General features: G+C 71.7%; 14 protein-coding genes. 8 read left to right on the top strand and 6 right to left on the bottom strand.

Going from position 1 to position 13733, the window contains the following annotated elements:
* Positions 1–301 precede the first annotated feature (301 nt).
* Genes AC0AIB_RS21730 through AC0AIB_RS21720 form a run of 3 tightly spaced genes read left to right on the top strand, consistent with a single transcriptional unit; the run spans position 302 to position 1961 of the window.
* Positions 302–631: a PadR family transcriptional regulator gene (locus AC0AIB_RS21730; protein WP_328341268.1), complete on the top strand. Its 330-nt coding sequence runs from the start codon at positions 302–304 to the stop codon at positions 629–631.
* Positions 628–1653 carry a hypothetical protein gene (locus tag AC0AIB_RS21725; RefSeq protein ID WP_465097365.1) on the top strand — a complete coding sequence of 342 codons (1026 nt, stop codon included), beginning with the start codon at positions 628–630 and terminating at the stop codon, positions 1651–1653. Before AC0AIB_RS21730 ends, AC0AIB_RS21725 begins: the two co-directional genes overlap by 4 nt.
* Positions 1650–1961, top strand: coding sequence for a PCC domain-containing protein (locus tag AC0AIB_RS21720; RefSeq protein WP_328348967.1), 312 nt, complete (start codon positions 1650–1652; stop codon positions 1959–1961). Before AC0AIB_RS21725 ends, AC0AIB_RS21720 begins: the two co-directional genes overlap by 4 nt.
* A gap of 92 nt (positions 1962–2053) precedes the next feature.
* Here the strand turns inward: AC0AIB_RS21720 and AC0AIB_RS21715 are convergent, their stop codons facing one another.
* From AC0AIB_RS21715 to AC0AIB_RS21705, 3 genes are all read right to left on the bottom strand, one after another.
* Positions 2054–2242: a hypothetical protein gene (locus AC0AIB_RS21715; protein WP_465097364.1), complete on the bottom strand. Its 189-nt coding sequence runs from the start codon at positions 2240–2242 to the stop codon at positions 2054–2056.
* An 81-nt stretch (positions 2243–2323) separates the two neighbouring features.
* Positions 2324–2533, bottom strand: a complete 210-nt coding sequence (locus AC0AIB_RS21710; protein WP_328341272.1) for a hypothetical protein — start codon at positions 2531–2533, stop codon at positions 2324–2326.
* A 486-nt stretch (positions 2534–3019) separates the two neighbouring features.
* Positions 3020–5890, bottom strand: a complete 2871-nt coding sequence (locus tag AC0AIB_RS21705; protein WP_328341274.1) for a CHAT domain-containing protein — start codon at positions 5888–5890, stop codon at positions 3020–3022.
* A 53-nt stretch (positions 5891–5943) separates the two neighbouring features.
* On the opposite strand from AC0AIB_RS21705, the gene AC0AIB_RS21700 reads away from it, so the two are divergent.
* Positions 5944–6312, top strand: a complete 369-nt coding sequence (locus tag AC0AIB_RS21700) for a hypothetical protein (RefSeq protein WP_328341276.1) — start codon at positions 5944–5946, stop codon at positions 6310–6312.
* Positions 6313–7144: 832 nt separating this feature from the next.
* Here AC0AIB_RS21700 and AC0AIB_RS21695 read toward each other — a convergent pair.
* The 3 genes from AC0AIB_RS21695 to AC0AIB_RS21685 are packed head-to-tail and all read right to left on the bottom strand — an operon-like array spanning position 7145 to position 10289.
* Complete coding sequence (locus AC0AIB_RS21695; RefSeq protein ID WP_465097363.1) at positions 7145–8764, bottom strand: serine/threonine-protein kinase; 1620 nt, start codon at positions 8762–8764, stop codon at positions 7145–7147.
* Positions 8761–9615 carry a protein phosphatase 2C domain-containing protein gene (locus AC0AIB_RS21690; RefSeq protein WP_328341280.1) on the bottom strand — a complete coding sequence of 285 codons (855 nt, stop codon included), beginning with the start codon at positions 9613–9615 and terminating at the stop codon, positions 8761–8763. The genes AC0AIB_RS21695 and AC0AIB_RS21690 overlap by 4 nt, the downstream gene beginning before the upstream one ends.
* Positions 9612–10289: a vWA domain-containing protein gene (locus AC0AIB_RS21685; protein ID WP_328341282.1), complete on the bottom strand. Its 678-nt coding sequence runs from the start codon at positions 10287–10289 to the stop codon at positions 9612–9614. Before AC0AIB_RS21685 ends, AC0AIB_RS21690 begins: the two co-directional genes overlap by 4 nt.
* Before the next feature lie 52 nt (positions 10290–10341).
* On the opposite strand from AC0AIB_RS21685, the gene AC0AIB_RS21680 reads away from it, so the two are divergent.
* From AC0AIB_RS21680 to AC0AIB_RS21665, 4 genes are all read left to right on the top strand, one after another.
* On the top strand, positions 10342–10602 hold the full coding sequence (locus tag AC0AIB_RS21680; RefSeq protein WP_465097362.1) for a hypothetical protein: 261 nt from the start codon (positions 10342–10344) through the stop codon (positions 10600–10602).
* Positions 10603–11245: 643 nt separating this feature from the next.
* A complete protein-coding gene (locus AC0AIB_RS21675) occupies positions 11246–11638 on the top strand; it encodes a hypothetical protein (protein WP_465097361.1) in 393 nt (130 codons plus the stop codon).
* Positions 11635–12357 (top strand): DUF2637 domain-containing protein, encoded by a 723-nt coding sequence (locus tag AC0AIB_RS21670; RefSeq protein ID WP_465097360.1) that lies wholly within the window; start codon positions 11635–11637, stop codon positions 12355–12357. The genes AC0AIB_RS21675 and AC0AIB_RS21670 overlap by 4 nt, the downstream gene beginning before the upstream one ends.
* A 63-nt stretch (positions 12358–12420) precedes the next feature.
* Positions 12421–13653, top strand: coding sequence for a sigma-70 family RNA polymerase sigma factor (locus AC0AIB_RS21665; RefSeq protein ID WP_465097359.1), 1233 nt, complete (start codon positions 12421–12423; stop codon positions 13651–13653).
* Positions 13654–13733 lie beyond the last annotated feature (80 nt).

Genomic DNA, 13733 nt, shown 5'->3' with positions numbered 1-13733 from the left:
GTGTCGTGGAGCGCGATGTTCATCAGCCGGGCTCGAACTCCCTGAGTGCTCCACGGGTGCTCGGACGTCGGGGAACTGGCATGGACCCCCTCGGAACGATGCGGAAGTTGGGCCCTTGCCCCGATCGCGGGAAGTAGTGCTGCGCGGCTTCTGGTTGCCAGGGGGCGTGGATCTGCGGTTATCCGGCTGGACTCACCAGGAACCAGGCCGCCTGAATCTCGGACCCGGTGAACGTTCATGGCCAACGCACTAGGCAATAGTACGTTTGACGTTATACATCGTGCAACTTACTATGCTCGTCATGCAAGAAGCCACCTTCCTCATCCTCACCGCGCTCGCAGCGCAGCCGCGGCACGGGTACGGGATCATCCAGTCGGTCGAGGCTCTCTCCGAAGGCGAAGTGAAGCTGCGGCCAGGCACGCTCTATGGCGCACTCGACCGTCTCGCCAGCCAGGGACTGATCGTCGTCGAACGCGAAGAGATCATCGACGGGCGGCTGCGCCGCTACTACCAGCTCAGCCACTCTGGAGTGGACGCCCTCGCTGAGCAGGCCCAAAGGCTGCGCAAGCGGGGCGCCGCGGCGGAGGCGCAACTGCGACGCCGGCCGCAGCTCTCGGGTGGTGCCGCGTGACGATGCCACATCGCGTGCTCCTGGCCGCGTTCCCGGCCCGCATCCGCCGCCGCCACGGGGCCGAACTGATCACCACCCTGGCCGAGATGACCGACGGCCGTCCGTCCCACACCGATCGCCTGCGGTTGATCGCCGACGGTGTGCGTGAACGGTTCCGGCTGCCGGCCCGACGGCCACTGGCTGTGCTCACCGTGGCGGCAGCCGTACTGGTCGGCGGAGCGATCGGCCTCGCCGTCGGTTCGCTCGCCGGCGAGCAGACGTACCCGTCGATGCCGGCGACGGCCCCGCTGGCCGCACACATTCTGGGTCCGCAGGCCCAGCCCGACCGGCTCCATCGCGACCGCTTCCACCTGGAGATCACCCACAACCTCGGCGCAGCCGCCACTTCCAGCACGCTTGAACAGCAGGTACACGACATCCACGACCGGCTGGCCGCGACAGGCTGGGACGTCACCGCCGTCGAGCGCTACCGCAGCCTCGACCAGTGGAGCTTCTCGGCGCGCTCCCATGACCTACGAGTCTCGGTCACCGGGTACGCCGACCCCCACCGTCCCATCGAGGTCCTGGGCTATCCGGTACGCCCGGCCACCTACCTCCCCCTGGTCCTCGGTGGCCTCCTGGTCGGGCTGCTCACCGGCTGGCTGGTGGGTGCCGCGATGGCAGACCGGCTGACGGCTTCCCGCCACCGCGTGCCCGCCGTGGTCGTTGGTGCCGTGGGCGTGGCGATCCTCGCCGTGCCGACCGGGAGGCTCTATCAGGGGCTACTCCTCTTGCTGCGTAAGGACAACGGCGCAGGCTTCGACGCACCGATACACGACGCGCTTTCCTGGATGCCCTGGCCGTTGCGCGATCCGACCACGTTCCCGGACACCGTCGTCCCCGGCCTGCGAACGCTCCTGATCGGACTAGCGATCACCGCTCTCGCCGCCGTGACAGCCCACCGCCCCCGCAGCGACGGCCACCCTGTCCCTCTTGAGCTACCGCCTGGCGGGCCGGCCGGGCAGGGTGGCGATGTCCAATAGGTTCAACATCCCAATACGCGAGCCAGGTGGAGGTGCTGTCACTGGTCGGGGGCGTGGCGGCCCGCGACGGCGAGCCGGTCCTGCACGTGCACGCGGTTCTCGGCCGCCCTGACGGCGGCCACGGTGGGCGCCGGGTGCGGTCGACGCTCGAGGCGATCGTCACCGAGGTCGCTCCGGAGCTGACCAAGCGGGTCGATCCAGAGACCGGACTGGCGCTCATCACCGGCCCCGTTCGGTGGCCCGCTTGCCAGCAGGCATCGGCCCCGCCGAAGGCCGCCGAGGTCGCCAGTATCAGCGGCGGACGGTGACCAGGGCGAAAGCGAGGCGGACGGCTCAGGGGCGGCACCGTGGGTCGAGCTGGCGTTGCTCACTCAGTGAGCCTTTCCGCGCAAGGGTGTGATCAACGAAGGTGATTGTTTGGCTGGGCGTGGTCGAAGTGCGGCAGCGCGAGCGCCGCTGCGACGATCTTGCCGATCCGCCATGGATCGAGGCTGACGTTGCGAAGCGCCCTGAACGCGGGTCCCAGCCCGGGCGCCCCGGCGTGCCGTTCACGGCTGAGCAGGTCGGCCAGGCACCGCACGGTCTGCAACGAGCCGTGCCGTGCGGGTTTCGCCGATCGGCCCGCCGAGGTAGGGCACGAGTAGATCCTCACTGCTGGGGCGCGTGAAGGTCAGGTCCGGTCGCTCGCCGGGGTGGTGAGAATGACGTCGATGCCCCGTACGAACAGGTCCTCGTCGACCCACTGGCTCTCGTCGAGGTGCCCCGAGGCGGCGAGCGTGGGATATCTGGCCGGGTTGCTCGTGATCCGCCTTCGTGCCCCGGCCCGCGCCCCCGGGTCGTCGATCTGCCCGGTCCTGCCGCCGGCGCGGCGGCCTGGCATCGACAGGCACCAGCGGTCGGCGGCGGTCCGGGGGCCGAGTGGTGCCGGGCCCGGCGGTCGGCGGGCGAGCCGTCAGGGCTTGGCAGCCGCGATCCCGTCGAGGATGTATGCCACACCGCGCCGGAAGTTGGCGTCCCAGTCGTCCTGGACCATGTCGCCGCGCGCGTTGAGCACCGGGTACCTGTCGCGCTGCTGGTGCAGGTGCTGGTTGACGGTCGCGTAGGTGCTTCACCGAGCCGTTCCGGCACGGCACGGCACGGCACGGCACGGAAACGCTTACGCACCGACGAACACGCCGGATTCGGACTCGGCCCGGCCATCGTGCACAGCATCGTCCGCGCCCACGCCGGGACCCTCGCCCTCGTCGCCCGGCCCGACGGAGGTCTCCTGGTCACGGTCCGGCTCCCGGCACGCCGGCCACCCTCCCGGGCAAGGCGACCGGCCGGCCCGGGTGCCTACGCGTCGGCAGCTCGTGCGGCCGGGGTGCTACGGACCGGTGTGGATCAGCGCCGCCCACACCTCCGGGCGGTCCGGGTGCGCACGTCGTACCCGGTCGATGGCCCGGTCCAGCGCGACGGCCGCACCGTCGGCGTCCAGGCGTCTCCCCGCCCTCAGGCCGGCGTAGACGTCGTCGGCGACCTGGGCCGCCACCCGGTCGGAGACCGCCCACTGGCTGCCGATGACGTGCCGGAAGCCGGCCATCTGCAACGCCGCGGTGAGATGGATTCCCTCGTCGGGCAGGTCCCGACCACCGGCCGCGGTGCGACACGCGGACAGGTAGGCGAGGTCGCAACCGCCGGCCGACTGGCTGCGGGTGGCGAGACGGTCAGCGAGGTCCAGGACGCTGAGCCTGCCGTCGACCAGGCGGAGGGCGGCGGCGCTGGGCCGCTTGAAGTCCTGGTCGCCGTGGCAGGCGAAGTGCGCCCAACTGTGCTGTTCGAGCGCGGTCAGCACGCCCTCGACGGTGGCGCTGCGGCCGGAGAGCACCCGCAGGCCGGGCACGTGCGAGCTGACCGCGCGCAGTTCGTCGCTGACCGCGGGCAGCGGCGCCTGGCCGGGGAGGGTGCCGAGCCCCACCGCGAACGCCTGCGGCGCTCCGTCCGGCGTCGGGGTGGCGCGGGCGCGCAGCAGCGCGGACAGGCTCGGGGTGTAGGACGACACGCAGCGGGCGGCGACCGAGATCCGGCGTCTCGCGGCGAGCGGGGCGCTCGCGCCGAACCGGCCGGCGGCGTGCAGCGGCAGCATCGTCAGCGGCCCGGTCGGGCACCACCACACCCGGTGCCGCCGGTCCGGCCCGCCACCGAGGATCTCGTCGAGGGCCGCGCAGACGGACTCCCCGACGGTGTCCCAGAGCCACCGTTGCAGGGACACCAGCGTCTGGTGCAGCGCGGCCCGTTCGACCGGCCCGCCGCCGCCCTCCACCGCCCGCTGCACCTCGAGGAACGCCGCGGCCCGACGCTGCGCCGTGTCGTGGGACAGCCACGGGAGCGGCACGGCGCGCACCCCGTCGGTGGTGACGATGATCGCGTCGCTGCGCCAGCGCGACGTGTTGACCAGCACCGCCGCCCCGCCCGTGGTAGCGGGCTGGAGGGCGGCGAACGACGGCGGGTGCAGGAAGTTCTCGAAGCCCGGGAGGCGGCGGGCCTCGGCTGCGAGCTGCTCCCAGCGTTCCGCCAACCGGCGGCGGTGACCGGCGTCCTCGGTCTCGACGCGGTGCGGTCCACCCAGCGCGCTGGCCAGCAGGTCGCGGCCCAGTTCCCAGCCGGGACGGGCCGGGAGCTCGACGACCGGGGACGCCCCGGTGCCGTCCAACTCCCGGCGCGTCCGGTCGAGTTCGTCGGCGAGCGCGGGTGCGACCGCGGCCAACGCGGACAGGTCGCTGCGGGTCTGCAGGGCCTGCGACCACAGCACCTGACGGCCCTGCTCCAGCAGTTCCACCGCGCGTTGCGGCTGCCCGGCGGCGAGGGCCCAGGCAGCCGCGTCGCCGGCCAGCCCGGACACCGCGGCCAGCCGTTTCTCCTGCACGGTACGGTCCAGGCCCCGCCACGCCAGCAGCGGCAGCAGACCCACGGCGGTGCCGTACGCCTCCAGGGCCAGCTCCGCGTCACCGGCCTCGGCGGCGGTCTGCGCCCAGGTGCGGGCCGCGGTCATCCGGATCTCGACGGCACCCGCCCGGGAGGCCGACGACGACCGCCACATGCCGACTGCGGCGTCGAGGTCGGCCGGGTCGCGATCGATCAGGTAGCGCACCCGCAGGGCCGTGCCGAGCACGTTGAGGGCCCGTGCCCGGTCCGGGTGGCCGGGCGAGAATCCGGCCAGGGCGGCCATGCCGGTGTCGACGGCGTCGTTGACCCCGGCCGGGTCGCTGCTCATCCGGGCCCGGATGAGCAGCGAGTGGGCCAGGCTGACCAGGTGGCCGGCCCGTTGGGTGCCGGCCGTCGGCGCGTCGACGGCCTCCCGGGAGCTGCGGATCGCCTCGTCCAGGTGCGCCGACGAGTTGCTGCTGAGGCCGTGCATGACCAGCAGGGCACCGTGGGTGGACAGCAGTTGCGCGCGGACCGTGCCGATGCTCGGCAGGTCGGCGACGACCTGCCGGCTGACCCGGACCGCCTCGTGCAGGTCGGCGTCGTCGCCGCCGTCGCGGCTCACCCAGCGTTGCACCAGCGCGATCACCAGCACACCGTTGAGGGCGGCCCGGTCGACGTGCCGTGCGGGCATGGTGGCCACACCCCGGCGGCAGTGCGCGATCGCCTCGTCGATGTCACCCGGGCCACCGGTCCGGACGAACCGCATGACCAGGCAGAGCGCCAGCAACTGGTGGGCGGTGAGCACGTGGTCCGGGTCGGTCGAGCGGTGGACCTCCCGGCTGAGGCGGACGGCCGTGTCGATGTCCGCCAGCTGGCCGAACCTCTCGAAACTGAGCCGGTACACGTTCACGCAGCGGATCAGCACGTCGATCCGTACCGGGTCGTCCTCGTCGACGGCGGCCACCGCGACGTCCGCGTGCCGCTTCGCCATGGACAGGTCCGACACCTCACGCCGCTGTTCGAAACGGAAACCGACGACCATGGCGAGCTGGGCGTTGACGTACGGCCACCACGGATCGTCGGGCGGGGTGAGCGCCGTCGCCCTCCCGGCGGCGGCCACGGCGGCGTCGAGCTGCTTCGGATCCGAGGTGCGGCCCCGCAACATCAGGACGGTGGAGAGCGCGGCGAGCACGTCCACCCGGGACGGATCCGCCGCGAGCAGGTCCCGCGCCACACCCTCGGCCCGGACCAGCAGCGACTCGTCGCCACTGTCGTTGTAGGCGACGATGAGCGGGTCCACCGCATCGATGGACCGCTCGGGCGATGGCACCGGTTCAGTAGATTCGACGGCAGCTCAGGCGTCAACCGACGGGAGTGTCGTACATGGAGCAACGCCGTCTGCTGGCCTCGTTGTGCGCCGCCGTGCCGACCCTGCGGGAACGTGCGGAGGCGGGGGCGTGGAGCGACCTGCTCGACGAACTCCTCGACGAGCTGGCCGCCGGCAAGCCGGTGGTGGAGGTCTGCCGGCAGCTCGGCTGGACGACCGAGACCGAGACCGAGCGCAGCATCGGCGTCGGCCCGTCGGACCACGCCGAGGGCGCCCGGCTGGAGGGTCTCGCGCCGGTGGTGCTCGACGGCGACTACCGCTGCCCGCTGCACCGTTGCTCGCGCCGGGCCCACCGCGACGACCGGGGCCGGGTGCCGCACTGCGCGCTCGCCGACACGGCGATGACGTACCGGTCCGAGCCATGATCGAGGTGCTGCTGGGCGAGGTCGGACGGCGGATCAACGACCGCTGGCTGACCCGGGCGCTCGGCCCGGCCCTGCTGTGGCTCGCGGTGGCCGCCTTCGCCGTGCTGCCGGGGCGTGGTGCCGTCTTCGACGTGCCCGGGGCGGCGTTCGCCGCAGCCGACGCCGTCGACCACCTGCGGGAGCGGGTCGGCCTGGCCCTGGTGGTCGGGGCGCTCGTCGTCGCGGCCGCTGCGGCGGCCGCCGTCTGCGCCCAGGCGGCCGGCAGGGTCGTCCGTCACGTCTGGCTGGGTGCCTGGGTCGGCCCGGCCCGCCGGCTCGCGACCGCGTTGACCGCCCGCCGACGTGCCGCCGCCGCGCGCCGCTTCACCGCGCGGGCACGGGTGGTTCCGGCGGTGTACCTGCCGGCCCGACCCACCTGGATCGGCGACCGGATCCGGCTCGCCGACGACCGGGTGGCCGCGCAGTACGGGCTCCGCCTGGGTCTGATCTGGCCGCGCCTGTGGCTGCTACTCACCCCCGAGGGGCGCACCGACGTGATGCAGGCGCGTGACCGGTTCGACCGGGCCGTCGCCTCGGCCGGCTGGGCGGTGCTCTGTCTCGCGCTGGCCCCGTGGTGGTGGCCGGCGGCGGTGCTCGGCGTGACCCTCGGTGTCGTCTCCTGGCGGCGGGCCCGGTCGGCGGCGGGCCTGTTCGCCGACATCGTGGAGGCGACCGTCGACCTGCGGCACCGCGGCCTGGTCGCCGAGCTGGGTTTCCCTGTCGAACAGGGGCGTCCGCTGCCACCGTCGACCGCTGCCACCGTCAACGACCTGTTACACAAGGGTGCCAGCGGTCACGGGCAGTACGACCGGGCCGGCGCGGAGAGCGAGCCGACGTGGTATCCGCCGTCGTCCGTGACGAGCGACAACCGGGAGCGCCAGCAGCCGGACGACGAGCCGGCACCGTCCGGGTCGAACACCACGTTGACCTGAGGGCTGCCGCCGGTCGCGGTGCGGATGCCGATGATCGTCGCGACGGGGAACGGGCCGTTCTTCGTCAGGGTGGCGGCCCGGACGAGCTGGGTCCGGCTCCGGTCGTCCAGGCGTGGTGCGTCGGCGTTGATCCCGCACAGGAAGCGACGGACGGCGGTGACCGAGGACTTCGTCCGGGCTGACGTCCGGTTCAGGCCACTGCCCACCTTGACGTCGCTGAAGAGACAGGGCCGGGCCAGCGGAAGGAGCTTCTCCAGGTCGATTCGGGTCGGCAGGGGCAGGCCGGGATACCGGGTCGCCCCGGCCGCACCGCCGGTGGGCGTGGCCAGGCCCGGGATGCCCGGCGACAGCCGGGGATAGGACGGTTGCCCGACCAGTCCCGTCGGCAGACCCGACCCGGCCCGGTAGGGCGTGTCCGGGGAGTCGTCGTTGGCGCTGATCAGGCCGACCATCACCGCTATCGCGGCCAGCGCCGCGACGAGCAGACCCCAACCCCGGCCGGCCGGTCGGGGACCGGCCACCGCGGGCGCGGGGACGACGCGGCGTACCGGGTCCGCGCGGGCGTCGTCCGCGCGGGTCGGCTCCGGGCCGGTCGGGGGAGCGGCAGCCCGTTGCGGCGGTGCCGTCGGCGGGGTGCGGCGCATGCTCCGCTCCAGGGCGTCCGACCACTGCTGCGGAGCGGGCCGCAGGTGCGGGGCGGGGTCCAGGCTCCGGCCGGCGAGGGTGACCAGTTGCCGGTCGAGCCGCGGCCGGGCCGCCTCCGGGTCACGGGTCTGCTGGTCACCGGCGAACAGGCGCACCGCGAGCAGGCCGAACTTGTACGCGTCGCTGGCGGGCGTGGCCAGTTCCTCGGCGTCCGCGTCCGGCACGTGCCACTCGGGGGTCTCGGCCTGCGCCAGCACCGAGTCGCCGTGCAGCCGCATCGCGTCGCAGTCGATGAAGTAGCACCGGGGCCGGGAGTCGAGGCTGAACAGCAGGTTGTTCGGTGACAGGTCGCCGACGCAGACGCCGAGCCGGTGCAGCAGGGTCAACGCCTCGCCGGTGTCCCGCAGCAGTTCGAGACGCAGCCGGTCGTCGATGTGCAGCCCACGGTCGAGCAGGTAGTCGTCGCTGTTCAACAGGTACTGCACCTGGGCCAGGACGGTGTCCGGTCCGCGCGGCAGTTGGATGCGGACCCGGAACCGGTCGGGTACCCGTGGCATCAGGAACCCCCGGACCACGCCCTCCTTGCGGACGATCGCGGTGGGCCAGGCGGCGAGACCGAGCAGAGTCTCCGCATCCGGCCCGGCCCCGGCGGCGAGCCGGACGAAGCGGTTCAACGTGGTGACGTCGACGTCGTCGACGAACCGGGTCGCGTACTCCTTGTAGACCCACCGGGGATCCTCGGTGAGGGCGTAGACGGTGCCCTGACCGCCGGTGCCGATCCGGGTACGCGGGCCGAGGGCGGACAGGCTCACCTCGGGCGGCAGCGGGCCGGTCATGACGGCTCGGGCGGCACCGGCCAGACGGCCAGCACCGTGCGGTCGTCGTCCCACGACCCGCCGGTGAAGTCGAGCATCCAGGCGAGCCGGGTCATCGCGGGAGGCGTGGTCAGCGCGTCGCCGAACAGCCGCCCGAGGTTCCCGGTGCCGGGGCCGAGCGGCTCGGCGAAGCCGTCGGTGGCCAGCACCAACACGTCGTCTGCGGCGAGCGTCACCGCCACCGGGTCGACCTCGGCGGGCACCCGGGGCAGGGCAGCGACGCCGTCCGGGAGCAGTTCGTCCTGCGGGTCGGCCGGGTCGGTGAACAGCGGCTCCCAGCCGCCGTCGCGCAGCCGCCAGGCGGCCGAGTCGCCGACCCGGACCAGGTGGGCGACCGCCCGCCCGGGGCCGTCCGGCCGGACCAGGGCGACCACCACGGTGCTGGCCAGCAGCGTCTCGGCCCGATGCGGATCGGTCTCGCCCAGTTGCCGCCCGGCGTACTCCACCAGTGCCCAGCCCGCGCAGCGCAGGAGGTCGTGCCAGTCGACGGTGTCGTCGGCGCGTAGCAGGTAGTCGACGACCGTCCGGCACACCATGGTCGCGCCCAGGTGGGACAGCGGGGCGTTCGAGACCCCGTCGGCCACCACCGCGATCACCGAACCGGCCACCGTGGCCAGCGCGAAGTCATCCTGCCGGGGTACGCCGGACGCCCGGTGGCCGGGCCCGCGCACCGAGGCCCCCCGTACCTCGAAGCCGGCCGCCGCCCAGCCGTCGACCACGGTGTCCGGCCGGTACGGCTGCGTCTGCGGGGCACGGGCCGGCACCTCCGGGCCCGGCACCCCGATCAGCGGCGGCGCCCAGTCGAAGCTCACACCACGTCCACGGCCATCCGGAAGCTGTCCGGCCGCTCCACGACCAGCTCTGCGGTGTCACCCCCGACGGCCTGCCCCGACCTGATGACGCTGCGGGTCAGCGCGGTGCAGAACTCGGCGATCGCGAAGCCCACCTCCACCCCCGGCGTGGCCACGAACGCGAACTCCGGCCGGGTCGCCACGTGCAGAATCGTCTCGGCACGCGCCTCACCGATGCCACACGCGATGATGTTCGGCGCGGTCGGGGTGCGCTCCCGGTCGGTCAACTCGGCGTAGACCGGCTCCCACTGGCCCGGGTCGGTCGGCTGCCCGTCGCTGAGAAAGAACACCGCCGGCCGGTGCACCGCGAAGCCCTCCCGCTTGAGGGCCCGCACGTCGGCCGGGATCCGGTCGATCAGCAGACTGAACGCGACGCCGTAGGCGGTCCCGGCCCGTACCGACAACTGCGGCAGCGCCGTCTCGTTGCGCAGGTCGGACAGGGCCGAGTGGACGATCACGTCCTCGGAGAAGCCGATGATCGAAAACCTGACCTTGGCCGCCGCGAGGGGCTCGCGCAGCAGGGCGTCGTGCAGCGACTGGAGCCCGGCGTTCAGCTCACCCACCACCGGCGTCATGGAGACGGACTCGTCCGCCACCAGGTAGACCGGCAGCACCCGCCCGGCAGTCTCCGCCATGCGCACCCCCAACCGTCGTCAGTGGACGGCTTCAACGTAACACCGTCCGTCTATGTGGCGATGGCGGTCCGCGACGCCCCACCCGGCCGAGCGGCTCAAGCAGGCGTGCCTGGATGGCCGGCTGGACGAGGAGACCTACGCAGCAGCCGAGGCAGAGCTAGACGCGGCGACCGGCTGCCTACGAGACGGATCCGCCACCAACCGCAGCGGGTTCCTGATGTCCCTCAAGCGGCTGCAAGGCCTGGTTGCCGACGTCTCTGAACTGGCCGTCAGGCTGGCGATGATCATCACGGCCGCGCGAGGCATAGCGTGACAACGCACTCCACCCACAACGTCGCCCAAGGCAGCGCCTTCGTCGGCGCACAAGCGGGCGTCATCACGGGCGGCGTCCGACCTTCCACCTGGCGCTGAACAGCGGCGAGACGATCACCATGCAAGTAACCGGGACCGACACCGAACCGACCGCACCAAACGAGGACCCCGGCCCAGTCACCGAACTGACCATCGACGCCTCGGGACTCCGCCAAACCCTGCACGTGCTGGAGGGCGTCGCGGCAGAGGGCAGGGACTGGGTACGACTCCACCGAGAGCAGGCCGACGACCGGCTCGCCGAGCTCTCCCGCCGCACCAGCGACCTACTCGACTATGGCACCAGACCAGCCAACGACCGAAGCGCTGGCAGTGCAGGCGACTGCTGACCGCTTGGACGAGCCGGGCGCGAGAGGGATCCCTAGGCCTACTGCCATTCCTGGCTGGGGTGCTCGGCGGGTGCTCATATACTCCGGCCCAAATCCGACAATGGCCCCTTAAGGGGTCGTCGATAAGAAGTGACGTCTGGCTATTTTCCCAGTTCAGATGGTGGGCCGGAGGTACCACCATGCGAACCACACCGCCACTATCGCCGGTGACCCGCTACCGCTGACTTTGCCCAGCTCACGCGGGTCGGGCGGTGCCCGATGAACCCGAACCGACCGACCGAACCGCCGGTGCGGTTCGCCGACGCGGAAGAGATCAACCCGTTCCAACTCCTTCTCGATCTTCATTACCATGCCGTGGCTCGGACGCCGGAATCCGGACGCGTTGCCGTCCTGGCGGAGCTGGCGTTGTCCGCTGCGGTGGTGTCCTGGTGGACGCGCTGGCAACCCACGATGATCCACACCGCGCTGCGGGCGGGCGCGGACCTGACGGACATCGCGAAAGCGACCGGTCTCGACGCGGGCGAAGTCGTCGACCGGTGGCGGCGATGGGCCGATGTCCAGACGCGGCTGGACATCGGCGGACGCCCCTCCGTGGACCCCGTCGAGGTCCGGGCCATCGAGCGTCGGCTCGGGCTGGGGGTGGTTCGGTGACGCCGACCCGGCTGGCCCGAGACGTGAGCACGGTGGCGGTGGCCGGGATTGCTGCCTGGTCGTCGTGGAGTCACATGGTCGCCGTGGCGTTGAGGTTCGGAGAGCGTCCCGAGGTCGCCTACGTGCTGCCGCTGTCGGTCGACGGAATGCTCGTCGTCGCGTCGGCGGCCATGGTCGAGGACAAACGCGCCGGCCGGAAGGTGCGCTGGTCGGCCCGGACGGCTTTCGCGGTCGGGGTGGCGGCCAGCGTGGCGGCGAACATCGCCGCCGCCGAGCCAAGCCCTGGAGCACGCATCGTCGCCGCCTGGCCGGCGGTAGCGTTGCTGCTGGTCGTGGAGATGCTGACCAAATCGCAGCCGACCCCACGCGACACCCACCACGTGTCTGACCCCGCCCGCCAGCAGCAGGAGCCGCCAGCCTCCGACACCACGGCTGCGCCACCGAAGCCGCACCCACCAGACATCTCTACATCGGAGGCGATAGAAGCGAAGCCGGCTGGCAGCGCCGACGGTCTGACCACGAATCAAGTACCGGCGTCGGCGCGTCGGCACACGACGCGACATGCCCGGACGGCGGATGTCGTGGCCCAGCTGCATGCCGAGCACCCGCAGGCCAGTCTGGCGGAGTTGGCCATGGCCGCTGGTGTGACCGAACGTCATGTCCGACGCCTTGTTACCGGTAGATCTCGAAACGCAGGGCAACGAACATCTGATTCTTGAGGGTTGATGGCACACGGTGCCGCGACATCGCATCGATCGACGCGAAGGCTCGTTACGTAGGACGTGACCAAAGTTCACCCCTTCCCGAGCGATGTGGCTAAATTCGTCATGGCGATCCGTACGGATCTCGGTATGACTCAGGCGGCGTTCGGCGCGATGACAGGCCGGTCCGTGCAGAGCATTCGTCAGTACGAGCACGGCCTGCGTCGTCCACCCGCCATCTTCTTCCACGACCTGATCGAGGCCGCACCCGAGTGCCGACTTCGATTCAACGACATCGCTTTCACCTTCAGCTACCGCCCCATCGACTCGGCGGACCCGGCGCGCTACACGTCCATCCATGACTTCTTCACCGGCATCCGAGTTCTCAACGGTCGCAGCCGGGCCGGGTTCGCGGCGATCCTGTCCGTCTCCGCGCCGCACATCACCGCAGTTGAACACGGAGCCAAACCGGAACCGGATATCGTCCAGCGTCTCACCCGCCGCTTCCTACGGCCCACCTACCGCTACGCGGACGTTGTTCGACGGTTCCGCACCCTCCGCCCCAGCACACGCGACCTGCGCTTGCGCCGCAGGTTTCAACAACTTCGCAGTCCACAGACGGACGAGAAGCAACGCGGTCAACTCCGTGCGGACCTCATCCGAGACAACGCAGACCTGGCCCGCCAACTGGCGAACCGGGAGGCGCGGCGCCTCACCCAGCCGGGTGATGCCGCCGAAGCATGGACGATTGCGCTGGTCAAGGCCGTAGACGGGCACGATCCTCTCCGCGGCGACTTCGTCCCCTACCTACGGAAGCGCATCTTCGGCGAGATACGGCAACAAGCCGGATGTGAATGGCAGTCCGGAACCGCCAAAGCACTACGCGGCATCGCCACCCGCGTCTGTCGGGCCCGGGACGACCTGCGTCAACAGCTTCGACGCGAACCCACCGCGCCCGAGATCGCCAGGCACCTCGCGATGCCGGTTTCCACGATCACCGACGCGCTGACCGCGCTCTCTGTCCGCCACGCGCAGCCTCTGGACAACGACATCGCCGCGCCCGCCCCGCGAACTGCAACCATGAGCTTCTCGACCACGATGCGCCAGCGCCTCGAGCTGCTTGACGAGCACCTCCGCGCCGCCATCGAACTACGGTTCCGCCACGGGCTCGACCTTGCCGAGATCGCCGACCGCATCGGCGGCGACGCCCACACCGTGGACAGCATGCTCAAAGCAGCCCTGCTTCAGCTGCGCGAACTCCACCCGCTCGGACCGCACGGTTACCGTCCGCTACGGCCAAGAATGCTCTACTGATCCGACCGCCGGCGGCCAGTACTGAGCGGTCGTCGCGGAGGCACCATCGAAGAAAGGAAGGCCGGACACGGCATCCTGGT

It is taken from the genome of Micromonospora sp. DSM 43699, from assembly GCF_055517075.1.
Note: the sequence above shows the minus strand (reverse complement) of the source record. Positions and strands in the feature narration are given on the sequence as shown.

Coding starts and splice junctions, on each gene's coding strand:
- AC0AIB_RS21730 (WP_328341268.1), top strand. CDS start 302: ATGCAAGAAGCCACCTTCCTCATCCTCACCGCGCTCGCAGCGCAGCCG.
- AC0AIB_RS21710 (WP_328341272.1), bottom strand. CDS start 2,533: ATGCCAGGCCGCCGCGCCGGCGGCAGGACCGGGCAGATCGACGACCCG.
- AC0AIB_RS21700 (WP_328341276.1), top strand. CDS start 5,944: ATGGAGCAACGCCGTCTGCTGGCCTCGTTGTGCGCCGCCGTGCCGACC.
- AC0AIB_RS21695 (WP_465097363.1), bottom strand. CDS start 8,764: ATGACCGGCCCGCTGCCGCCCGAGGTGAGCCTGTCCGCCCTCGGCCCG.
- AC0AIB_RS21685 (WP_328341282.1), bottom strand. CDS start 10,289: ATGGCGGAGACTGCCGGGCGGGTGCTGCCGGTCTACCTGGTGGCGGAC.
- AC0AIB_RS21680 (WP_465097362.1), top strand. CDS start 10,342: ATGTGGCGATGGCGGTCCGCGACGCCCCACCCGGCCGAGCGGCTCAAG.
- AC0AIB_RS21675 (WP_465097361.1), top strand. CDS start 11,246: ATGAACCCGAACCGACCGACCGAACCGCCGGTGCGGTTCGCCGACGCG.